The 23337-nt window shown below is 70.4% G+C and carries 18 protein-coding genes; 11 read left to right on the top strand and 7 right to left on the bottom strand.

Translation table 11 applies throughout. From position 1 onward, the window contains the following. The first annotated feature begins 33 nt into the window (after window positions 1-33). The 9 genes from ABZ707_RS05860 (at window position 34) to ABZ707_RS05820 (ending at window position 12408) form a co-directional block, all read left to right on the top strand. Entirely contained in the window at window positions 34-957 is a 924-nt protein-coding gene (locus tag ABZ707_RS05860; RefSeq protein ID WP_360168344.1) for a sugar ABC transporter permease, read from the top strand. Then, window positions 957-1874, top strand: coding sequence for a carbohydrate ABC transporter permease (locus ABZ707_RS05855; protein WP_360168341.1), 918 nt, complete (start codon window positions 957-959; stop codon window positions 1872-1874). The genes ABZ707_RS05860 and ABZ707_RS05855 overlap by 1 nt, the downstream gene beginning before the upstream one ends. A gap of 274 nt (window positions 1875-2148) precedes the next feature. Beyond that, window positions 2149-3348 (top strand): ROK family transcriptional regulator, encoded by a 1200-nt coding sequence (locus ABZ707_RS05850; RefSeq protein ID WP_360168338.1) that lies wholly within the window; start codon window positions 2149-2151, stop codon window positions 3346-3348. A gap of 133 nt (window positions 3349-3481) precedes the next feature. Beyond that, window positions 3482-4585 carry a substrate-binding domain-containing protein gene (locus tag ABZ707_RS05845; RefSeq protein ID WP_360168468.1) on the top strand — a complete coding sequence of 368 codons (1104 nt, stop codon included), beginning with the start codon at window positions 3482-3484 and terminating at the stop codon, window positions 4583-4585. Between the two features lie 238 nt (window positions 4586-4823). Next, window positions 4824-5612, top strand: coding sequence for an ATP-binding cassette domain-containing protein (locus tag ABZ707_RS05840; RefSeq protein ID WP_360168335.1), 789 nt, complete (start codon window positions 4824-4826; stop codon window positions 5610-5612). Between the two features lie 2 nt (window positions 5613-5614). Further along, entirely contained in the window at window positions 5615-6907 is a 1293-nt protein-coding gene (locus ABZ707_RS05835) for a sugar ABC transporter permease (protein WP_360168465.1), read from the top strand. A 195-nt stretch (window positions 6908-7102) separates the two neighbouring features. Beyond that, window positions 7103-9016: a 1-deoxy-D-xylulose-5-phosphate synthase gene (gene dxs, locus ABZ707_RS05830; protein ID WP_360168332.1), complete on the top strand. Its 1914-nt coding sequence runs from the start codon at window positions 7103-7105 to the stop codon at window positions 9014-9016. A 248-nt stretch (window positions 9017-9264) separates the two neighbouring features. Further along, entirely contained in the window at window positions 9265-10764 is a 1500-nt protein-coding gene (locus ABZ707_RS05825) for an amino acid permease (RefSeq protein ID WP_360168329.1), read from the top strand. Window positions 10765-10869: 105 nt separating this feature from the next. Next, entirely contained in the window at window positions 10870-12408 is a 1539-nt protein-coding gene (locus ABZ707_RS05820) for a glycosyltransferase family 39 protein (RefSeq protein WP_360168327.1), read from the top strand. On the opposite strand, the gene ABZ707_RS05815 is transcribed toward ABZ707_RS05820, so the two are convergent. Beyond that, window positions 12384-12776, bottom strand: a complete 393-nt coding sequence (locus tag ABZ707_RS05815) for an NTP pyrophosphohydrolase (protein WP_360168325.1) — start codon at window positions 12774-12776, stop codon at window positions 12384-12386. The two genes, ABZ707_RS05820 and ABZ707_RS05815, sit on opposite strands and share 25 nt — an antisense overlap. Before the next feature lie 111 nt (window positions 12777-12887). Between ABZ707_RS05815 and ABZ707_RS05810 the strand changes: the two genes are divergently transcribed. Continuing rightward, entirely contained in the window at window positions 12888-14048 is a 1161-nt protein-coding gene (locus ABZ707_RS05810) for a hypothetical protein (protein ID WP_360168323.1), read from the top strand. A 90-nt stretch (window positions 14049-14138) separates the two neighbouring features. Here ABZ707_RS05810 and ABZ707_RS05805 read toward each other — a convergent pair whose 3' ends face one another. From ABZ707_RS05805 to ABZ707_RS05785, 5 genes are all read right to left on the bottom strand, one after another. Then, on the bottom strand, window positions 14139-16265 hold the full coding sequence (locus ABZ707_RS05805) for a 3-hydroxyacyl-CoA dehydrogenase NAD-binding domain-containing protein (protein WP_360168321.1): 2127 nt from the start codon (window positions 16263-16265) through the stop codon (window positions 14139-14141). Then, window positions 16262-17482 carry an acetyl-CoA C-acyltransferase gene (locus ABZ707_RS05800; protein ID WP_360168318.1) on the bottom strand — a complete coding sequence of 407 codons (1221 nt, stop codon included), beginning with the start codon at window positions 17480-17482 and terminating at the stop codon, window positions 16262-16264. Before ABZ707_RS05800 ends, ABZ707_RS05805 begins: the two co-directional genes overlap by 4 nt. Window positions 17483-17667: 185 nt before the next feature. Continuing rightward, window positions 17668-18942 carry a ribonuclease D gene (locus tag ABZ707_RS05795; protein ID WP_360168315.1) on the bottom strand — a complete coding sequence of 425 codons (1275 nt, stop codon included), beginning with the start codon at window positions 18940-18942 and terminating at the stop codon, window positions 17668-17670. 77 nt (window positions 18943-19019) lie between these two features. Further along, a complete protein-coding gene (locus tag ABZ707_RS05790) occupies window positions 19020-19679 on the bottom strand; it encodes a response regulator transcription factor (RefSeq protein ID WP_360168312.1) in 660 nt (219 codons plus the stop codon). Window positions 19680-20057: 378 nt separating this feature from the next. Further along, window positions 20058-20747, bottom strand: a complete 690-nt coding sequence (locus tag ABZ707_RS05785) for a DUF3000 domain-containing protein (RefSeq protein WP_360168309.1) — start codon at window positions 20745-20747, stop codon at window positions 20058-20060. Window positions 20748-20838: 91 nt separating this feature from the next. Between ABZ707_RS05785 and hemE the strand changes: the two genes are divergently transcribed. Continuing rightward, entirely contained in the window at window positions 20839-21903 is a 1065-nt protein-coding gene (gene hemE, locus ABZ707_RS05780; RefSeq protein ID WP_360168306.1) for a uroporphyrinogen decarboxylase, read from the top strand. A gap of 10 nt (window positions 21904-21913) precedes the next feature. Here hemE and ABZ707_RS05775 read toward each other — a convergent pair whose 3' ends face one another. Next, on the bottom strand, window positions 21914-23293 hold the full coding sequence (locus ABZ707_RS05775) for an FAD-dependent oxidoreductase (RefSeq protein WP_360168303.1): 1380 nt from the start codon (window positions 23291-23293) through the stop codon (window positions 21914-21916). Window positions 23294-23337: the final 44 nt, after the last annotated feature.

Raw genomic sequence — 23337 nt, 5'->3', positions numbered from 1 at the left:
GCGGCACCCGCCGGAGATTCGGGGTCGGGAGACATGCAACACGGCAAGTACCGGTTTATCGTGGGCTTTCTGGTCGTCCCACTGGCGATGTACGCACTGTTCGTCATTTGGCCGTTCATCCAGTCCATCTACTACTCGTTCACCGACTGGACCGGTCTCAGCCCGGACTTCACGATGGTCGGCTTCGGCAACTACACGCGGATGCTCGACGACGACACCTTCTGGAGCTCCCTCCAGCACAGCCTGACCTTCGCGCTGCTGCTCCCGGTGGTGGTGCTCGGCCTGGCGCTGTTCTTCGCGTTCATGCTGAACGTCGGCGGCCGCCGACGGAAGGGAGCCGCCGTCGCGGGCGTCCGCGGCTCCTCCTTCTACAAGATCGTGTACTTCTTCCCGCAGGTGCTCTCGATCGCCATCGTCGCGCTGCTCTTCCAGTTCGCGTACAACCCGAACAGCGGCGCCATCAACTCCGCGCTCGGCGCGGTCGGCCTGGACAGTGTGCAGCCCGAGTGGCTGGGGGACCCGGATCTCGCGCTGTGGTGCGTGATGGCCGTCCTGGTGTGGAGCCAGGTCGGTTTCTTCGTGGTCCTCTTCTCCGCGGGCATGGCCTCCATCCCCAAGGACTTCTACGAGGCGGCGCTGCTGGACGGCGCGAGCCGGGTCACGACCTTCTTCCGTATCACCCTGCCGCTGCTGTGGGACACCGTGCAGTCGGGCTGGGTCTACATGGGCATCCTCGCCCTGGGCGCGGAGTCCTTCGCGGTCGTCCAGATCATGACCGTGGGACCGGGCGGACCGGCCGACTCCACCAATGTCCTGATCCTGTTCGTCTACCAGAAGGCGTTCCGGGACGGTCAGGCGGCCTATGCGACCACGATCGGTGTCGCCCTCCTCGTTGTCACGCTGGCTTTCTCCGCCATTGTGATGCGGCTGGGTCGACGTGAGCGGCTGGAGTTCTGATGAAGACCACTGACACCCCTCCGCCGGCCGGCGCCGTGGAGCCGCGGCCCGTCGTGGCGAAGAAGGACGACTCCGCTCCGGCGGTGAAGAAGAGCGGCGGCGTCCTCAACGTCTTCTCGCACGGCGTCCTCGTCATCTGGGCCGTACTGGTCGTGCTGCCGCTGCTGTGGGCGGTGATGACGTCGTTCAAGGACGACAGGTCCATCTTCACCTCGCCGTGGTCGCTGCCCGACACGCTGCACTTCGACAACTGGTCGCGGGCCTGGACGCAGGCGCACATGAGCGACTACTTCCTCAACACCGTCCTGGTGGTGGCCGGTTCACTGGCGGGCACGCTGCTGCTCAGCTCGATGGCCGCCTATGTGCTGGCGCGCTTCGAGTTCCCCGGGAACCGCTTCATCTACTACCTGTTCGTCGGCGGGATGAGCTTCCCGGTCATCCTCGCCCTGGTCCCGCTGTTCTACGTGATGAACAACCTGGGCCTGCTGAACTCCATCCACGGTCTGATCCTCGTCTACATCGCCTACTCGCTGCCGTTCTCGGTCTTCTTCCTCACCGCGTTCTTCCGGACGCTGCCCACCTCGGTGGCGGAAGCGGCGATCATCGACGGTGCCTCGCACACCAGGACGTTCTTCCAGGTGATGCTGCCGATGGCGAAGCCGGGCCTGATCAGTGTCGGCATCTTCAACTTCCTCGGCCAGTGGAATCAGTACCTGCTGCCCACGGTGCTGAACACCGACCCGGACCACAAGGTGCTCTCCCAGGGCCTTGTGCAGCTCGCCGTCAGCCAGGGCTACAAGGGCGACTGGTCCGGTCTCTTCGCCGGCCTGGTGATGGCCATGCTGCCGGTGCTCGCCGCCTACATCATCTTCCAGCGCCAGGTGGTCGCCGGTCTTACGGCCGGAGCGCTGAAGTAGCTGATTTCCGATCAAAAGGCCGCTATAGCGATAAAACGGACGAACCGTCCACCTGCTCCGGCCGGCGGACGGTTCGCCGTGTTCCGAAATCCCTGGTCCGACGTGTGCCGAGGTCGCTCATCCGTAGCCGTACTCGCTCAAGGTCTTGACGGGGAGGTGCCCGAAAGGCTGAGCTTAGGGTTCACAAGTTGGAGAGACGTCGGGGTCTCATTGGCGCGACCCCGGCCGGGGGCGGCGGTCGTGCCGTCTGCCAAGGGCGGGAGTGGATGAGTTCGTGGAGACTCCAGGGTCGCAGTCGTCGCTGCACCGGGCCAACCTCGAGCGGGTCGTACGCGCCGTGCGCATGGCCGGTTCGCTCACCCAGGCGGAGATCGCCCGCGGCACGGGACTGTCGGCGGCCACGGTCTCCAACATCGTCCGCGAACTGAAGGACGGCGGCACCGTCCAGGTCACGCCCACCTCGGCGGGCGGACGCCGGGCCCGCAGCGTCTCGCTCAGCGCCGACGCCGGCATTGTCGTCGGGGTCGACTTCGGCCACACCCACCTGCGGGTGGCCGTCGGCAATCTCGCCCACCAGGTGCTGGTGGAGGAGTCCGAGCCCCTCGACGTCGACGCCTCGTCCGCGCAGGGCTTCGACCGGGCCGAGGAGCTGGTCGAGCGGCTGATCGTGAGCACCGGGGTCAGCCGTCAGAAGGTGATAGGTGTCGGCCTCGGGGTCCCGGGCCCGATCGATGTCGAGTCGGGCACGCTCGGCTCCACCTCGATCCTGCCTGGCTGGACCGGGATCAACCCCAGCGACGAGCTGGCCGGCCGGCTGGGCGTGCCGGTGTACGTCGACAACGATGCCAATCTCGGCGCCCTCGGCGAGCTGGTCTGGGGAAGCGGCCGCGGGGTCAGGGACCTGGCGTACATCAAGGTCGCCAGCGGAGTCGGCGCCGGCCTGGTGATAGACGGTCATATCTACCGGGGCCCCGGGGGTACGGCCGGTGAGATCGGCCACATCACCCTGGACGAGTCGGGCCCGGTCTGCCGGTGCGGCAACCGCGGCTGCCTGGAGACCTTCACGGCGGCCCGCTATGTCCTGCCGCTGCTCCAGTCCAGCCACGGCGCCGATCTCTCCATGGAGCGGGTCGTGCAGCTCGCCAGGGACGGCGACCCGGGCTGCCGCAGGGTCGTCGCCGATGTCGGCCGGCACATCGGCAGCGGCGTGGCGAATCTGTGCAACCTCTTGAACCCCAGCCGGGTGGTGCTGGGCGGGGATTTGGCGGAGGCTGGTGAGCTGGTGCTCGCGCCGATACGGGAGTCTGTCTCCCGGTACGCGATCCCGAGCGCGGCACGGCAGCTCTCGGTCCTTCCCGGAGCGCTCGGCGGGCGCGCCGAAGTGCTTGGGGCGCTCGCCCTGGTGCTGAGCGAAATGGGCGATTCGACCCTTTTGGATGGTGTCATTCCAGCCGCGACACCCGCCTTCACTTAGATAACGAATGGCACCGTTGTCATCTCGTTAAGGATTTACTCCTTGACGCTGACCCCGGAGCCGAGTTGACTTCCAGCCACCTCGGCCGCAACGACGCGGCCTCGTCAGGGAGGTTTTTGAAGTGAACGCAAGCATGCGTCGTGCTGCCGTGGCCGCCGCCGCCACCGCGATGGCTGTCTCTCTCGCCGCCTGTGGGAGCGCCAAGGAGTCGGGCGACAAGGCCGACGGGCCGAAGAAGGACAACTCCTCCGGTGACATCAGCATCGGTCTGCTCCTTCCGGAGAACCAGACCGCCCGGTACGAGAAGCTCGACAAGCCGCTCTTCGAGAAGAAGGTCAGCGAGCTCACCGACGGCAAGGCGAAGGTGATTTACGCCAACGCCAAGCAGGACGCGACCACCCAGAGCCAGCAGGTCGACACGATGATCACCAACAAGGTCGACGTGCTGGTCGTGGACGCGGTGGACTCCAAGGCGATCGCCGGCTCGATCAAGCGGGCCAAGGACGCCGGCATACCCGTCGTCGCGTACGACCGTCTCGCCGAGGGCCCGATCGACGCCTACACCTCCTTCGACAACGAAGCGGTCGGCAAGGCCCAGGGCACGGCCCTCCTTGAGGCGCTGGGCTCGAAGGCCAAGAGCGGCGACATCGTCATGATGAACGGCGCCATCACCGACCCGAACGCCGCGCTGTTCAAGAAGGGCGCGCTCTCCGTCCTCGAGGGCAAGGTGAACATCGGCAAGCGCTACGACACCAAGGAGTGGAAGCCGGAGAACGCCAACGCCAACATGGAGGGCGCGATCTCCGCCCTGGGCAAGGACAAGATCATCGGCGTCTACTCCGCCAATGACGGCATGGCCGGCGGTATCATCACCGCCCTCAAGGCCGCCGGCTTCACCAAGCTCCCGCCGGTCACCGGCCAGGACGCCGAGCTCGCCGGTGTGCAGCGCATCGTCTCGGGCGAGCAGTTCATGAGCGTCTACAAGTCCTACCCGCAGGAGGCCAGCGTCGCCGGCGAGATGGCCGTCGCGCTCGCCAAGGGTGAGAAGCTCGACTCCATCGCCAAGGACAGCGTCGACAGCCCGACGACCAAGGGTGTCCCGTCGGTGATCGTGCCCGTCGTCTCGCTGACGAAGGCCAACATCAACGACACCGTCCTCAAGGACGGCATCTACACGGTCGACGAGATCTGCACCCCGCAGTACAAGGCCGCCTGTGACGCGGCCGGTGTGAAGTAGGTCTCCTCTCCCGGGTCCGCCCGGAGAGCCGGGTCCGCCCGGCGACCCGGGCACCGTGAAGCCTGTCCGGCACCTCGCCCATCAACAGCCCCGCAGCCGGGGCGGGGTGCCGGACGGAACGCGTCACCTCGGCAGCCGGACCGCGTGTGTCACGCGGCCGGCGCCCCCGTTCTCTTCTGCTCAACCTCCGCGCCTCTCCCCCTGGCGCGGCATCCCCGCCGGTCAGGCGGCGAAGGAGATGGTTCATGTGACCGCTACGCCCGTGTTGGCGTTGCGAGGGGTCTCCAAGCGATTCGGTGCCGTCCAGGCGCTCACCGACGTAGAGCTTGAGGTCCACGCCGGTGAAGTGCTCGCCCTGGTGGGCGACAACGGCGCCGGTAAATCAACGCTGGTGAAGACCATCGCCGGTGTGCACCCCATCGATGACGGTGTCATCGAGTGGGAAGGCAAGCCCGTCTCGATCAACAAGCCGCACGACGCCCAGAGCCTGGGTGTCGCGACCGTCTACCAGGACCTCGCGCTGTGCGACAACATCGACGTCGTCGGCAATCTCTACCTGGGCCGTGAACTCCGTAGCTGGGGTGTGCTCAACGAGGTCGAGATGGAGCGCCGCTCGCGCGAGCTGCTCACGACGCTGTCGATCCGTATCCCGAGTGTCCGTATCCCGATCGCCTCGCTCTCCGGCGGTCAGCGCCAGACCGTGGCGATCGCCCGGTCCATGCTCGGCGAGCCCAAGCTCGTCATCCTCGACGAACCGACCGCGGCCCTGGGTGTCGAACAGACCGCCCAGGTGCTCGACCTCGTCGAGCGGCTCCGGGAGCGCGGCCTCGCCGTGCTTCTCATCAGCCACAACATGGCGGACGTCAAGGCCGTCGCGGACAAGGTGGCCGTCCTCAGGCTGGGCAGCAACAACGGTGTCTTCGATGTCGCGTCCACCTCGCAGGAAGAGATCATCGCCGCCATCACCGGTGCCACGGACAACGCCGTGACCCGCCGTGCGTCGCGCAACGCGGAGGTTCAGAAGTGAGTATCGACAAGGCCTCCACGCCCGTCGACCAGGGTGCGGCCCCGGTCGACGCCCCGGCCGCGGCGGACGGCGCGGTCACCGTGGTCGACCCCCGGCTGCTCGTGCGTGAGCAGGGATTCGCCGGTTACATCTCGGAGTTCAAGCGCAAGATCCGCGCCGGTGACCTGGGCTCCATACCGGTCATCATCGGCCTGATCATCATCTGCGTGGTCTTCCAGAGCCTCAACTCGAACTTCCTGACCGCGGGGAACATCAGCAACATCTCCGTCGCCATGGTCGGTACGGGCATGATCGCCGTCGGCATCGTCTTCGTGCTGCTGCTCGGCGAGATCGACCTGTCGGTCGGCTCGGTCAGCGGTGTGTCCGGGGCGCTCGTCGCCGTACTGAGCGTCAGCCACGGCATGAACGAGTGGCTGGCCCTGGTGATCGCCATCGTCAGCGGCGCGGTGATCGGCGCGGTCCACGGCTTCTTCTTCGCCCGGGTCGGCGCGCCCGCGTTCGCCGTCACCCTGGCGGGTCTGCTCTTCTGGCTCGGCTTCATGCTCCAGATCCTCGGTGACAACGGCACCATCAACCTGGACTCCGAAGGCGTGGTCGCCAAGCTGACCACCTACTACTTCTCGGACGTCGCGGTCGCCTACGGCGTCGCCGTCGTCGCGGTCGTGGTGTTCTTCGCCACGTCCTTCCTGGAGAACCGCCGCCGCGAGGCGGCCGGTGTGCCGTCCCGTCCGCTCAGCGAGATCGTGCTGCGCACCGCCGTCCTCGCGGTCGTGGCCCTCGCCGCGGCGTTCATGTTCAACCAGTACAAGGGCCTGCCGCTGGCACTGCTCATCTTCCTCGTGGTGCTGGTGCTGACCGACTTCGTGCTGCGCCGCACCACGTACGGCCGCAAGGTCTTCGCGCTCGGTGGCAGCGTCGAGGCGTCCCGCCGCGCCGGTATCAATGTCACGATGATCCGGATCTCGGTCTACGCGATCGCCGGTACGTTCGCCGCCATCGGCGGTCTCTTCCTGGCCTCCAAGATCGCCGCCGCCAACCAGGGCGCCGGCACCGGCGACCTGCTGATGAACGCCATCGCGGCGGCCGTCATCGGTGGCACCAGCCTCTTCGGCGGCCGGGGCCGCACCTGGAACGCGCTTCTCGGTGTCATGGTCATCGTCTCGATCCAGTACGGACTGGCCCTGGAGGGCGTCGGCACCCCCGTGGTGTACATGATCACCGGTGGTGTGCTGCTCGCCACGGTCGTCATCGACTCCGTCAGCCGGAAAACCCAGAAGACCGCGGGTCGCGCCTGACCGCGGTTCCGCGGGCCGTGCCCGGCACCCGACCCTGGGGTGCCGGGCACGGCTGCGTTCCGGGTGACGTCAATATGACGTACCTACAGCCGATCGGGTGACGTACAACGCACCGCCCCCTGACGGGGCACGCGAACAGAACATTAGACTCTGCGGATCGGCAGGCTCGACGAGCTCAAACGCAAGGAGGCACGGGTGGCGTTGCTGACCCACATCAGGGGACCACGCGATCTGGACCGGCTCGGCCCGGAGCAGCTTGAGCAGTTGGCCGGAGAAATCCGGTCATTTCTCGTCGACGCGGTCTCCAAGACCGGCGGCCACCTCGGACCCAATCTCGGTGTCGTCGAGCTGACCATCGCCCTGCACCGTGTCTTCGACTCCCCGAAGGACAAGGTCCTCTTCGACACGGGCCACCAGTCGTACGTACACAAACTGCTCACCGGCCGTCAGGACTTCTCCAAGCTGAAGAGCAGGGGCGGCCTGTCCGGCTATCCGTCCCGTGCCGAGTCCGACCACGACATCATCGAGAACTCGCACGCCTCCACCGTGCTGGGCTGGGCCGACGGCTTCGCCAAGGCCAACCAGGTCCTGAAGAAGGACGACCACGTGGTCGCGGTGATCGGTGACGGCGCGCTGACCGGAGGGATGGCCTGGGAGGCGCTGAACAACATCGCCGCCGCCAAGGACCGCCCGCTCGTCATCGTCGTCAACGACAACGAGCGTTCGTACGCGCCGACCATCGGCGGGCTCGCCAACCATCTCGCCACCCTGCGGACCACCGACGGCTATGAGCGGTTCCTGGCCCGCGGCAAGGACCTCCTGGAGCGCACCCCGGTCGTCGGCAGGCCCCTCTACGGCACCCTGCACGGCGCCAAGAAGGGCCTCAAGGACTTCATCGCCCCGCAGGGCATGTTCGAGGACCTCGGTCTGAAGTACGTCGGCCCGATCGACGGCCATGACATCGAGGCCCTGGAGTCCGCGCTGCTGCGCGCCAAGCGCTTCGGCGGTCCCGTCATCGTGCACTGCCTCACCGAGAAGGGCCGCGGCTACCAGCCCGCCCTGCTGGACGAGGCGGATCGTTTCCACGCCGTCGGCAAGATCCATCCCGACACCGGGCTGCCCATCGCCTCCTCGGGCGTCGACTGGACCTCCGTCTTCGGCGAGGAGATGGTCAAGCTCGGGACGGAGCGCCCGGACATCGTCGCGATCACGGCGGCCATGCTCCAGCCGGTCGGTCTCGACAAGTTCGCCAAGGCGTTCCCCGACCGGGTGTACGACGTCGGGATCGCGGAGCAGCACGGCGCGGTCTCGGCGGCGGGCCTCGCCACCGGCGGTCTGCACCCGGTCTTCGCCGTGTACGCCACCTTCCTCAACCGCGCCTTCGACCAGGTCCTGATGGATGTCGCGCTGCACCGCTGCGGTGTGACGTTCGTCCTCGACCGTGCCGGTATCACCGGCACGGACGGCGCCTCGCACAACGGCATGTGGGACATGTCCGTCCTCCAGTGCGTGCCCGGCCTGCGGATCGCGGCGCCGCGCGACGCCGACCAGGTCCGTGCCCAGCTCCGCGAGGCGGTGGAGATCGACGACGCCCCGACCGTGGTCCGCTTCTCCAAGGGCGCGGTCGGCCCGGCGGTCGCCGCCGTCGGCTGCGTCGGCGGTGTCGATGTGCTGCGCAAGGCGGAGGAGGGCGCCGCGGACGTCCTGCTGGTCTCCGTCGGCGCGCTCGCTCCGATGTGCCTGGAGATCGCCGACCTCCTCGACAAGCAGGGCATCTCGACGACGGTCGTCGACCCGCGCTGGGTCAAGCCGGTCGACGAGGCGCTCGTACCGCTCGCCGAGCAGCACCGCGTGGTTGTCACCGTCGAGGACAACAGCCGTGTCGGCGGCGTCGGTTCCGCGATCGCCCAGGCGCTGCGCGACGCCGGGGTCGACGTACCGCTGCGGGACTTCGGCATCCCGCCGCGTTTCCTCGACCACGCCTCCCGCAAGGAGGTCATGGCCGAGATCGGGCTGACCGCACCGGACATCGCGCGCCAGGTCACCGGCCTGGTCTCGAAGCTCGACGGCCGGCTGATGGACGCGCCGGCCGAGGCCGCCCGCGACTGATCCCGCCGCCGACCAGACGACCCGCCGACCAGACGACCCGGCGACTCGCCGATCCGCCGATGTGCTGACGGGCCGGCCGGTCCGCCCGCGAGAGGCCGCGCGACGGGTGGGGACACCCCCCACCTGTCCGCGCGCCCTCCAAGGGTGGTCCGACCGGCCCATCCGTGTGAAATAAGCAGTTTCCGGTGTTCGGGGCCCGTGACGCCTCTCGATCATGGCCGGAACGACGCGCACACGGAGGTACGCCGGTGAGTACGCAGCAGGATCCCGGACCAGCCGGGAACGGCTTGTTCCGGACCAAGAACGTCGAGCAGTCGATCCGCGACACCGAGGAGCCCGAGTTCCAGCTCAGGAAGACCCTCTCCGCGCTCGATCTGACGGTCTTCGGCGTCGGCGTGATCATCGGGACGGGCATCTTCGTCCTGACCGGTGTGGTGGCCAGGGACAATGCCGGACCGGCCACCGCCATCGCCTTCGTCGTCTCCGGGATCGTCTGCGGTCTGGCCGCCCTCTGCTATGCCGAGTTCGCCTCGACGGTGCCGGTCGCCGGATCCGCCTACACCTTCTCGTACGCCTCGCTCGGCGAGCTGCCCGCCTGGATCATCGGCTGGGACCTGGTGCTGGAGCTCGCGCTCGGCTGCGCGGTCGTCGCCGTCGGCTGGTCCGGCTATGTGCGCTCGCTGCTGGAGACCGCCGGGGCCGGGCTGCCGGACTTCCTCTCCGGCACCCATGACGGGAAGTTCGGCTTCGACCTGCTCGCCTTTCTCCTGGTAATCGCCCTGACCTGCGTCCTCATCGTCGGGGTGAAGCTGTCCTCGCGGGTCACCACGGTCATCGTCGCGATCAAGGTCACCGTCGTGCTGCTGGTCATCGTCGTCGGAGCCTTCCTCGTCAACAGCGCCAACTACACGCCGTTCGTCCCGCCGTCCAAGCCCAGCCCGGCCGGCGACGGACTGACCGCCCCGCTGGTCCAGCTCATCTTCGGTTTCACCCCGGCGAACTTCGGCGTCATGGGGATCTTCACCGCAGCCGCCGTGGTCTTCTTCGCCTTCATCGGCTTCGACATCGTCGCCACCGCCGCCGAGGAGACCCGCTCCCCGCAGCGCGACGTGCCCCGGGGCATCTTCGGCTCGCTCTTCATCTGCACCGTGCTCTACGTCGCCGTCTCGATCGTCGTGACCGGGATGCAGCACTACTCCGAGCTGTCGGTGGACGCCCCGCTCGCCGACGCCTTCAAATCGGTCGGCCATCCCTTCTGGGCCGGCCTGATCAGCTTCGGCGCGGCGGTCGGACTCACCTCGGTCAGCATGATCCTGCTGCTCGGCCAGACCCGGGTGTTCTTCGCGATGAGCCGCGACGGGCTGCTGCCCAGGACCTTCTCCCGAGTCCATCCCCGGTTCGGCACCCCGTACCGCTCGACCGTCCTCCTCGGGCTGATCGTCGCCGTCGTCGCGGGCTTCACCTCCATCTCGGAACTCGCCGAACTGGTCAACATCGGCACGCTCTTCGCCTTTGTCGTGGTGGCGCTCGGCGTCATCATCCTGCGCGGGCAGCGCCCCGACCTGCCGCGCGCGTTCCGCACCCCGCTGGTGCCGTATCTGCCCGTCGTCTCGGTGCTCGCCTCGCTGTGGCTGATGCTCAACCTGCCCGCCGAGACCTGGCTGCGCTTCGGCGTCTGGATGGTCGTCGGCATCGTGGTGTATTTCGCGTACGGACGGGGGCACAGCAGGCTGAGCGCTGCCCCGTGATCCCGGGCGGGCGCCTCCCGCTGACGGCGAATTGTTACGCGGCTCATCCCCCCGGCCCCGTATGTCCTGCTCCGGCGCGGACAGCGGGGCCGGTTACTGTGCGGCATGCTCGTCGAGCCGCTGTCCGCCCTTCGGTACGCATCCTCCCCACGACGCACCGCTCCGCGCCGGACCCGGCGGACCGACCGCGCCGCCGGCTACTGGCGCCGGCTGCTCCCCGCCCTCGCGCTGCTGGCCCTGGTCACCCGCCTGCCGTCCTTCCTCCACCCGCTGTGGAGCCCCGACGAGGGCTATCTGGCCGTCCAGGCACGGATACTGGCCGACGGGGGAGCGCTGTACGACACGGTCGTCGACCGGAAGCCGCCCCTCCTGCCCTGGCTCTACGAGGCCACCTTCGCGCTCTTCGGCGACGAATCGGCGGGCGCCGTGAAGGCCCTCGCGGTCCTCGCCCAGCTCTGCACCGCGGCGCTGCTCGCCGCCACCGCCCGGGACCGCTGGGGCGACCGGGCGGGCCGCACCGCCGGGGTCCTCCATCTGCTTGTCTCCATCGGTCTCAACCCCGAGGACACCCAGGCCGCCACCTTCGAGGTCTTCATGCTGCCGTTCACGGCCACGGCGGTGTGGTGCGCGGGCCGGGGCCGCTGGGGCGCCGCCGGTCTGGCGGTCGCCGGAGCGCTGCTGACCAAGCAGACGGGCGGCGCCGTGCTCGTCCCCGTCCTGTGGCTGCTGTGGCGCGCGTCGCCCGCCCGCGCCGGTCTGTCCCGCCTCTCCGCCGGGCTCGTCCTGCCCGTGCTGGCCGTCGCGCTGGTCACCACCCCGGCCGGTTTTCTCTTCTGGACGGTGACGGGTTCCGGCGCGTACGCCACCTTCACCGGCTCCGAACTCCATGTGCTCTCCCGGGGCATGGCGAACACCGCCCTGCTCTGCCTCGCCTGCGCGGGGCTGCTCCCGCCGCTGCTGCGCACCCTGCGCGGCGGCGGGAGGGGCACGGAAGGACCGGGCGCGGGCGCGCGGGCCTCCGCCGGGACGGGCACCGCCGATCTGTGGCTGTGGCTGGCCGTCTCGGCCGCCGCCGTCCTGCTCGGCTTCCACTTCTTCGGCCACTACTTCCTGCAACTCCTGCCGCCGCTCGTACTGCTGGCGACGGCGGCGCTGCGGCTGCTGCCCCGCGACCGGCTCGCGTCCGCGCTGCTGACCTCGGCCTGCATCTGCGCGCTGTTCCTCTCCTGGGGCGTTCTGGCGCCCCGTCCGGAGCTGGGCCATGTACAGCGCCTCGCCGACGCCGTACGGGCCCGTACAGCGCCCACAGACCGGGTCCTGGTCTGGGGCATACACCCGGAGACCTACTGGCTCGCGGACCGGACCCCCGCCAGCCGCTATCTGACGGCCGGTCTGCTCACCAACTACAGCGGCGGCCGGGACGGCCCCGAGGTCGGCGAGAAATACGGCGTGGCCGGCACCTGGCCCGTGCTCGTCTCCGAACTGCGCGCCCGCCCGCCGGCTCTGATCGTCGACGACTCCCGGGGGAAACCCTTCGCCCCGGAGCGGCTGCCCACGCTGCGCAAGCTGCTGGCCCGGCACTACGAGCCGCTGACGCAGACCGTCGACGGAGCGGTGCTCTACGTACGCTCGCCCGGGGACTGACGGACGGCCCCGGGGCCGACGCACTCCGCGCCATGGGCGGCCACCCGCCGGCGCAGCTCCCGGTCCGCCGTGACGACGACACAGCCGAGGCCGTCCGCCGCGGCCCGCCCGGCCAGTTCCACGATCCGGTCGTCACCACTGCCGGACGCGGGCTCGACCCGGACACCGGGCACGGACTCCACGCCCCGCGCGGCACCTTCGACCACCAGGACGACCTCGAACGGGCCCGGGTGCCCCGCCACTCCGCGGTCGCCGTACGGCGCCAGGGTGTCGCGCAACCGCTCGGTGGCCCCGCGCCGGTCGCGCCACCAGCCGTCGGGGACTGACCCCACCACGTTCGCCGCGTCCACGATCAGCACAGTGCGCATCCGGACAGCGTGGCACGGCGCGGGCCCCGGGGCAGCTCCCCGGCTCCGCCGAGCCCCGCCGCGTATCATCGGCCTCTGAGTTTCCTGCGCTCGGGAAGGTGGCAGTGGGCCATGAGACCGCGGTCCGGACGGACGTCGAGGGGGCAGGGAGAGAGCGCGGGCGAGGCACGGGACACGGGCGGGAAGCCAGGGCCCGGGCATCTCGCGCCCGCCCCGGACAGCGCCCTCCCCGCGACCACCGGCTGGCTGCTGCGCGGCAAGGACGGCAGGCTCACGGCGTACGCGGCGACCGGTGACCGGGTGCTCCGCTGGACGGAGACCCGGCCGGGCGGCCCCGACTGGGCGGGCCCCGAGCCGCTGGCCGCGCGCGGACTCCTGCCGTACCTGTCCGTCGCCCGGAGCGCCGAGGGCTTCGTCCATCTGCTGGGTGTGCGGAAGCGCCCGCGCGCGGACGGGCCGGACGACACGGATCTCGTGCACGCCGTCCAGTTCCAGACGGGCCGTCCGATCAGGGACTGGCAGTCGCTGGGCAATCCGCACGGCAAGGACCGCGAGCGCGGGCAGGACATCGGCCTGCCGTCGGCGGTCCTGGACAGCACCGGCTCGGTGCATCTGTTCCTGCGGAACGCGAACGGCGGCCTCTCCGCCAAGAACCAGTCGCCGGCCGGCCGTTGGGGACCCTGGGGCGGGGCCGACGCGGAAGGGACGCTGCTGACCGGCGAGACGGCCGCCGCCGTCACCGGCCAGGGGGCGATCGACATCCTGGCCCCGGCGGGCGACACCGTGGTGCGCTGGCGCCGCGAGAAGCCCGACGCCGGGCTGGAGCGGGCCGGTGACGAGCCGTCGGCGACGGTCTCACCGGGCACGGTCACCGCCGCGCTCACCGGCGGAGGACGGCTGACGTTCTACTGGCGCGACGCCACGGACTCCACCGTCCGCGCCTGGCGCCCGGGGACAGCACCTGTACCGCTGGGCGGCCCCGGCACCGGCCCGCTCGCCCTGCTGCGCACGCCGGTCGACGGCCACGACTGCACCATCCTGGCCCAGCGCGGCGCCGACGGCCGGCCCGCCATCGCCGCCTATCCGACCGAGGACGAGGCGGCCGGTCTGCACTGGACCCCGACCGGCGAACCGTGCGCGGGCGCGCCTGCCCTGGCCCTGGACGGGCAGGGCCGGGTGGTGCTGGCGGCCGTCGGCCCGGACGGGTCGCTGCGGGTGGCCCGGCAGAAGGCCGAGCCGGGGCTGGCGCTGGAGGCGTGGCGGCGGATCTGACCGGCCCCGCCGCGCGGGTCCGTACGGCACACGGCGGGGCCGGTACGGAAGCAGCTTCCGTACCGGCCCCGCCGTCCCGCACGCGCGTGGTCACACGGGGACGCTCGCCACCCCCGGCGCCAGGAACGGCCTCCCGTTCACCCGCTCCGAGACACCCTCCCGGTCCAGGTACGGCGTGATGCCGCCGAGGTGGAAGGGCCAGCCCGCGCCCGTGATCAGACAGAGGTCGATGTCCTGGGCCTCGGCCACGACGCCCTCTTCCAGCATCAGACCGATCTCCTGCGCCACCGCCGCCAGGACGCGGTCCCGGGTCTGCTCCTCGGTGAGGACGACATCCCCCTGGGTGAGCAGCGCCGCGACCTCCGGGTCCAGCTCCGGCTGCCCGCTGTCGTACACGTAGAAGCCGCGCTTGCCCGCGTTCACGACCGCCGCGAGATTCTCGGAGACCGTGAAACGGTCCGGGAACGCCCGGTGCAGGGTCTGCGAGACATGCAGGCCGATGGCAGGGCCGACCAGCTCCAGCAGCACCAGCGGTGACATCGGCAGACCGAGCGGCTCGACGGCCCGCTCGGCGACCGCGACCGGGGTGCCCTCGTCGATGACGTTCTGGATCTCGCCCATGAAGCGGGTGAGGACGCGGTTGACGACGAACGCCGGGGCGTCCTTCACCAGCACCGCCGTCTTCCGCAGCTTCTTCGCCACACCGAACGCCGTGGCCAGGGAGGCGTCGTCGGTCCGCTCACCGCGCACGATCTCCAGCAGCGGAAGGACGGCCACCGGGTTGAAGAAGTGGAAACCGACGACCCGCTCCGGGTTCTTCAGCTTCGACGCCATCTCGGAGACCGACAGCGAGGAGGTGTTGGTGGCGAGGATCGCGTGCGCCGGAGCGACCGCCTCGACCTCCGCGAACACCTGCTGCTTGACGCTCATCTCCTCGAAGACGGCCTCGATGACGAAGTCCGCGTCCGCGAAGCCCTCCGCCTTGTCCAGCACACCGGAGACCAGGCCCCGGAGACGGTTGGCCCTGTCCGGCGTGATCCGGGACTTCAGCAGCAGCTTGTCGATCTCACCGTGGACGTACGCGACGCCCTTGTCGACCCGCTCCTGGTCGATGTCGGTGAGGACGACCGGGACCTCCAGACGGCGCAGGAAGAGCAGGGCGAGCTGGGAGGCCATCAGACCGGCGCCGACGACCCCCACTTTGGTGACGGGCCGCGCCAGTGATGTGTCGGGGGCACCGGCCGGTCGCTTGGCGCGCCTCTGCACCAGATTGAAGGCGTAGATGCCGGCGCGCACCTCCCCGCCCATGATCAGATCCGCCAGGGCCCGGTCCTCGGCGTCGAAGCCCGCCTGGAGATCGCCGTCCTTGGCGGCGGCGATGATGTCCAGCGCGCGGTACGCGGCCGGAGCGGCGCCGTGCACCTTGGAGTCGGCGATGAACCGGCCCCGCGCCACGGCCTGGTCCCAGGCGTCGCCGCGGTCGACCTGGGGCCGCAGGACCTGGATCTCGCCCTTCAGCACGGCGGCGGTCCAGAGCAGTGACTGCTCCAGGAAGTCCGCGCCGTCGAAGATCGCGTCGGCGATGCCCAGCTCGTAGACCTGGTCGCCCTTGAGCTGCTTGTTCTGGTTGAGCGAGTTCTCGATGACGACCGAGACCGCGCGCTCCGCCCCGATCAGGTTCGGCAGGAGCGTGCAGCCGCCCCAGCCGGGGACCAGGCCCAGGAAGACCTCGGGCAGCGAGAACGCGGGCAGCGCGGCGGAGACGGTGCGGTACTGGCAGTGCAGACCGATCTCGACACCACCGCCCATCGCGGCGCCGTTGTAGTACGCGAACGCCGGGACGGCCAGCGTGGCGAGCCGCTTGAAGACATCGTGGCCGCCCTTGCCGATGGCGAGGGCGTCCTCGTGGCGCTTCAGCAGCTCCATGCCCTTGAGGTCGGCGCCCACCGCGAAGATGAACGGCTTGCCGGTGACTCCGACGCCGACGATCGTCCCCTCGGACGCCTCCTTCTCGACCTGGTCGAGGGCGGCGTCGAGCAGGGCCAGCGACTGGGGGCCGAACGTGGTCGGCTTGGTGTGGTCCAGACCGTTGTCCAGAGTGATGAGCGCGAAGCGCCCGGCACCTCCGGGCAGGTCGAGATGGCGTACATGCGCCTGGGTCACGACCTCGTCGGGGAACAGCTCGGCCGCGCTCTTCAGGAGTTCTGCGGTGCTCACTTGGCGCCTCCGTCGAAGTGCGGGTTCTCCCAGATGACCGACGCGCCCATGCCGAAGCCGACACACATGGTGGTCAGGCCGTAGCGGACATGGGGCTGCTCCTCGAACTGCCGCGCGAGCTGCGTCATCAGACGCACCCCGGAGGAGGCGAGCGGGTGGCCGAACGCGATGGCCCCGCCGTACTGGTTGACCCGCTCGTCGTCGTCCGCGATGCCGTAGTGGTCGAGCAGGGCCAGCACCTGGACGGCGAAGGCCTCGTTGATCTCGAACAGGCCGATGTCGGAGATCGACAGCCCCGCCTTGGCCAGTGCCTTCTCCGTCGCCGGGATCGGGCCGTACCCCATGACCTCGGGCTCGACGCCCGCGAAGGCGTACGAGACGAGCCGCATCCGGACCGGCAGGCCCATCTCGCGCGCGAAGTCCTCGGCGGCGATCAGCGAGGCGGTGGCGCCGTCGTTGAGCCCGGCGGCGTTGCCCGCGGTGACCCGGCCGTGCGGACGGAACGGTGTCTTCAGACCCGCCAGCATCTCCAGCGTGGTCCCGGGCCGCATCGGCTCGTCGGCGGTGGCCAGACCCCAGCCGGTCTCGCCGGTCTCCGGGGTCGTACGGCGGACGGAGATCGGCACCAGATCCTGCTGGATCTTCCCGTTGGCGTACGCCTTGGCGGCCTTCTCCTGCGAGCGGACCGCGTACTCGTCGGCCCGGAGCTTGGTGAGGTGGGGGAAGCGGTCGTGCAGATTCTCGGCCGTCATCCCCATGAAGAGGGCGGAGTCGTCGACGAGCTTCTCGGACACGAAGCGCGGGTTCGGGTCGACGCCCTCGCCCATCGGGTGGCGGCCCATGTGCTCGACACCGCCGGCGACGACGATGTCGTACGCGCCGAAGGCGATGGAGCCGGCGGTCGTCGTCACGGCCGTCAGCGCGCCCGCGCACATGCGGTCGATGGAATAACCGGGGACGGACTGCGGCAGCCCGGCCAGGATTCCGGCGGTCCGGCCGAGGGTGAGGCCCTGGTCACCGATCTGCGTGGTCGCGGCGATGGCGACCTCGTCGATACGGGCCGGGTCGAGGTCCGGGTTGCGGCGCAGCAGCTCCCGGATCGCCTTCACGACGAGATCGTCGGCGCGGGTCTCGTGGTAGATGCCCTTCGGGCCCGCCTTGCCGAACGGGGTGCGGACGCCGTCGACGAAGACGACATCCCTGACGGTACGAGGCACGATGGCTCTCCTCCAGGGTGCGGGGTGGCACTGCTGCGGGCGCGCGCCTGCCGACGCGCTTCCCCTCCCATGCTACTTGCGGGTAACCAGCATGCCCACCCCTGACCGCCTTCAATGCGTGTCCAGCGGCTCTGCTGTCGGCTGCCCGCGGCAGCGCGCCACAACCCCCCACCCCGACCACCCGGTCAGACCGTCGCCGACAGCGCCCCCGTCAGCAGCGGAGCCACCTGCTCGACCTGCCACGCGCGAGCGCCCAGCGCGGTGAGCGCCGCCTCGACGTTCTCCACCGTCGGCTCGTGCGGCGGCTCCCAGCAGACCCGGCGGACCGTGTCCGGTGTGATCAGGTTCTCCTGCGGCATGTGCAGCCGCTCGGCGAGCGCCGAGACCGCCGCGCGGGCAGCCGAGAGCCTGGCCGCGGCCCTGGGGTCCTTGTCCGCCCAGGAACGCGGCGGCGGCGGGCCGGAGATCGGCTGGCCGGGCTGCGGCAGCTCCGAGTCGGGCAGGGTCCTGGCCCGGTCGACCGCCGCCTGCCACTGTTCGAGCTGGCGCCGCCCCATGCGGTGGCCGAAGCCGGGCAGCGCCGTGAGCGCGTGGACGTTCGCCGGCAGGGCCAGCGCCGCCTCGACGATCGCCGTGTCGCCCAGCACCTTGCCGGGCGACACGTCACGCCGCTGCGCGACGGTGTCCCGCGTGGTCCACAGCTCCCGTACGACCGCCATCTGGCGGCGCCTGCGCACCTTGTGCATGCCGGACGTACGGCGCCACGGGTCCTTGCGGGGCGGCGGCGGCGGGGCCGAGGCGATGGCGTCGAACTCCTGGTGCGCCCAGTCGAGTTTGCCCTGGCGTTCCAGTTCCTTCTCCAGCGCGTCCCGCAGATCGACGAGCAGCTCGACATCGAGCGCGGCATAGCGCAGCCAGGGCTCGGGGAGCGGACGGGTCGACCAGTCGACCGCGGAGTGGCCCTTCTCCAGGGCGAATCCGAGGACGCTCTCGACCATCGCCCCGAGGCCGACCCGTGGGAAGCCCGCCAGCCGGCCGGCCAGCTCGGTGTCGAACAGCCGGGTGGGCATCATGCCTATTTCGCGCAGGCACGGAAGATCCTGGGTGGCGGCGTGCAGGATCCACTCCGTGTCGGCGAGGACCTCGCCGAGGCCGGAGAGGTCGGGGCAGCCGACCGGGTCGACCAGGGCCGTGCCCGCGCCCTGGCGGCGGAGCTGGACGAGGTAGGCCCGCTGGCCGTACCGGTAGCCGGAGGCCCGCTCGGCGTCGACGGCCACGGGGCCGGTGCCGGCGGCGAAGGCGGCGATCACTTCGGCGAGTGCTTCCTCGGTGGCGACCACCGGCGGAATGCCCTCGCGGGGCTCCAGCAAGGGGATCGGCGCCGGTTCGACGTCGGCCGGGGGAGCGCCCCCGGTGGTTCGCAGTGCTGGCTCTGCTGCGGTCTCTTGGGCGTCGGTCACCTGTCAAGGGTATCTGTGAACGGACGGCGCCCGTCGACGGAACGTTCCGTCGACGGGCGGTGAGGGATGAGAAGCGGTCAGTGGATGATGCCGGTACGGAGCGCCACGGCCACCATTCCGGCCCGGTCACCGGTGCCGAGCTTGCGCGCGATCCGGGCGAGGTGGCTCTTGACGGTCAGCGCGGACAGCCCCATCGACACGCCGATGGCCTTGTTGGACTGTCCCTCGGCGACCAGCCTGAGCACCTCGACCTCACGGCCGGAGAGCTCGCGGTAGCCGCCGGGGTGGTTCGGGGCGCCCGGCGGACGGCGGTGCATACGGGGTCCGGCACCGATGGGAGCGGCGCCGGGGCGGGTGGGGTGGCCGATGTTCGTACGTGTACCGGTCACGACATAGCCCTTGACGCCGCCCGCGAGTGCGTTGCGCACGGCGCCGATGTCGTCGGCGGCGGAGAGGGCGAGGCCGTTGGGCCAGCCCGCGGCTCGGGTTTCGGACAGCAGGGTCAGCCCGGAACCGTCGGGCAGGTGGACGTCGGCAACGCAGATGTCACGTGGGTTGCCGACGCGGGGGCGGGCCTCCGCGATGGACGACGCCTCGATGACGTCACGTACTCCAAGGGCCCACAAGTGGCGGGTGACGGTGGAGCGGACGCGTGGGTCGGCCACGACGACCATGGCCGTCGGCTTGTTCGGGCGGTAGGCGACCAGGCTTGCGGGCTGCTCGAGGAGAACGGACACCAGGCCTCCTGGGAAGGTGCGGGACAGCGCCGGCTCTGGGGGATGAAGCCGGGGCGAACCGTGCTTGAAGGGTCATTGACCTCTTCGGCAGCAATCGCGCCCGCCTTTAGGGAAAGATCACGATTTGGTGAGTAACAATTCGGGCAATTCGGACGGGTGCTCGATCATCCTACGGCCCGGACCCGCTCCGTGGGCAGGCCGGGAAGACCCGGGCACGCTGCGGTAACGCGGGTCCGGGCGCCGTGAAGGGGTGTCAGGACGCCATGATCCGGAAAGACACGGAAGTTTCAGGACATCCGCCGGGCCGGTGGGGCGGGCGGAACCGTGGGGCCGGCGCGGAACGGCGGGCTCCGGCGGTGCCCGGGCCGAGGGGCGAAATCAGGACACCTGCGGGCCGCGCCGCTGCGGCAGCGACACCACGCCCGCGCCCGTCGCGGTGTCGGCCGTGCCGGGCACAGCTCCCGGCGGGAGCGGCGGCAGACCGGCGACCTGGCAGAGCAGATCGCACCATGCCGTGAGGTGCGCCGCCGAGTCCGGCACCCCGCCCAGATTCTCGCGCGGTGTCCAGGACGCCCGGATCTCGATCTGGGTGGCGGGCCGGCGCTCCGCGAGACCGCCGAAGTAGTGCGACCCGGCCCGGGTGACGGTGCCGCTCGCCTCGCCGTACGACAGGCCGCGCGCCTCCAGCGCGCCCGTCAGCCACGACCAGCACACCTCAGGCAGCAGCGGATCGGCGGCCATTTCCGGCTCCAGCTCGGCCCGTACGAGCGTCACCAGCCGGAAGGTGCCCTGCCAGGTGTCGTGCCCGGCCGGGTCGTGCAGCAGGACGAGGCGGCCGTCCGCCAGGTCGTCCTCACCGTCGACGACGGCGGCCTCCAGGGCGTACGCGTACGGCGCGAGCCGCTTCGGCGGCGGCGTCGGGTCGATCTCGATCTCGGGACGCGGCCGCGACGTCCGCAGCGCTTCGACCGCCAGCCGGAAAGCGGACGGGACGGAGTCCCCCTCCGTACCGTCCGTTTCCTCGGTGCCGTTGGAATGATCGGAAAACTGTCCCTGCGCCGCAGCCATGCGGGGAAGAGTAGGCGGAACGCGCGCTTCGCGCAGGGAGGGACACCCGGGCCGGGGCAAGCGCTTCCCCGTACATGCGAAGATTCTGGGCGTGAGTGCCACTGACCGCCCCTCGGGCCAGCAGAAGAAGACGTACGAATCGGCCTTCCTGAAGGCGTGCAGAAGCGAGCCCGTACCGCACACGCCGGTCTGGTTCATGCGGCAGGCCGGGCGCTCGCTGCCGGAATACCTGAAGGTGCGCGAGGGGATTCCGATGCTGGAGTCCTGCATGCGGCCGGAACTGGTCACCGAGATCACGCTCCAGCCCGTGCGGCGCCACAAGGTCGACGCCGCGATCTACTTCAGCGACATCGTCGTCCCGCTCAAGGCCATCGGACTCGACCTGGACATCAAGCCGGGCGTCGGTCCCGTCATCGCCGACCCGATCCGCACCCGCGCCGATCTCGCCCGGCTGCGCGCTCTCACCCCGGACGACGTCTCCTACGTCACCGAGGCGATCGGCATGCTGACGGACGAGCTGGGGCCGACTCCGCTGATCGGGTTCGCCGGCGCGCCCTTCACGCTCGCCAGCTATCTCGTGGAGGGCGGCCCGTCCCGCAACCACGAGCGCACCAAGGCGATGATGTACGGCGAACCAGAACTGTGGGCGGACCTGCTCGACCGGCTCGCGGACATCACCTCCGTCTTCCTCAAGGTCCAGATCGAGGCGGGCGTGAGCGCCGTGCAGCTCTTCGACTCCTGGGTGGGCGCCCTGGCCCCCGCCGACTACCGCCGCTCCGTGCTGCCCGCCTCGGCGAAGGTCTTCGACGCGGTCGCCACGCCGGGCGTGCCGCGCATCCACTTCGGCGTCGGCACCGGCGAACTGCTCGGGCTGATGGGGGAGGCCGGCGCCGATGTCGTCGGCGTCGACTGGCGCGTCCCGCTCGACGAGGCCGCCCGCCGCGTCGGCCCCGGCAAGGCGCTCCAGGGCAATCTCGACCCGGCCGTCCTCTTCGCGCCGACCGAGGCGGTGGAGGCCAAGACCCGCGAGGTGCTCGACGCGGCGGCCGGTCTGGAGGGCCATGTCTTCAACCTGGGCCACGGCGTGCTGCCGAACATGGACCCGGACGCCCTGACCCGCCTCGTGGAGTACGTACACACCCGAACCGCCCGCTGAGCGGGAGGCGTCACATGCCCGCCTCGCGCACCTTCGCCGTCGCCTTGCGGGCCGCGACCAGGACCGGGTCCCAGACGGGAGAGAACGGCGGGGCGTAGCCGAGGTCCAGACTCGTCATGCGCTCCACCGTCATCCCGGCGGTCAGCGCGACCGCCGCGATGTCCACGCGCTTCGCCGCGCCCTCACGGCCGACGATCTGGACGCCCAGCAGCCGGCCGGTACGGCGCTCCGCGAGCATCTTCACCGTCATCAGGGCGGCGCCCGGGTAGTAACCGGCGCTGTTGGTGGACTCTATGGTCGCGGTGACGAACTGGAGCCCCGCCCTGTGGGCGTCCTTCTCCCGCAGGCCGGTGCGCGCGATCTCCAGCTCACAGACCTTGCTGACGGCGGTGCCGACCACACCGGGGAAGGTGGCGTAGCCGCCGCCCGCGTTCGCGCCGATGATCTGGCCGTGCTTGTTGGCGTGCGTGCCGAGGGCGATGTGGCGGGTCGATCCCGAGACCAGATCGAGGACCTCCACACAGTCGCCGCCCGCCCAGATGTTCTCGTGGCCGCGCACCCGCATCGACAGATCCGTGAGCAGCCCGCCGTGCGGTCCGAGGGGCAGCCCGGCGGCGCGGGCGAGGCCCGTCTCCGGCTGGACACCCATGCCGAGCACCACGACATCCGCCGGGTACTCGTTGTCCCCGGCGGTCACGGCGCGCACCCGGCCGTCGTCGCCGGTGAGGATCGCGGAGACCGCCGTACCGCCGACGGTTTCGATGCCCATCCCGCGCATCGCCGCGCCGACCAGCCGGCCCATGTCGGGGTCGAGCGTGGCCATCGGCTGGTCGCCGCGGTGGATCACGGTGACCTCGAAGCCGTGCTTCAGCAGCGCCTCGGCCATCTCGACGCCGATGTAGCCCGCGCCCACGACCACCGCGCGTCTGCCCCCGGTGGCGCCGAGCGTGTCCAGCAGCGCCTGGCCGTCGCCGAGGGTCTGTACGCCGTGCACGCCCGGCGCGTCGATCCCGGGCAGCGCGGGCCGCACCGGGCGCGCGCCGGTCGCGACGACCAGTTTGTCGAAGCCCGTCCAGCTCTCCGTGCCGTCGGTCAGATCCCGGACCCGGACCCGCTGCCCGGCCACATCGATCCTGTTGACCTCGCTGCGCATCCGCAGGTCGATGGCGCGTGCCCGGTGCTCCTCCGGCGTACGGGCGATCAGGTCGTCGCGCTCCGTCACATCACCGCTGACCCAGTACGGAATGCCGCACGCGGAGTACGAGGAGAAGTGGCCGCGCTCGAAGGCGATGATCTCCAGCTCCTCCGGCCCCCTCATCCGCCGGGCCGCCGACGCGGCGGACATGCCCGCCGCGTCGCCGCCGATGACCACCATGCGTTCCGCTGCCATTGCGTGTCCTTTCGGTACGTCTCCGCGACGGAACGCTACGCGGG

The sequence above is a fragment of the Streptomyces sp. NPDC006923 genome, assembly GCF_040635655.1.
Lineage (GTDB): Bacteria > Actinomycetota > Actinomycetes > Streptomycetales > Streptomycetaceae > Streptomyces.
This window is presented reverse-complemented; position numbering and strand designations above follow the sequence as displayed.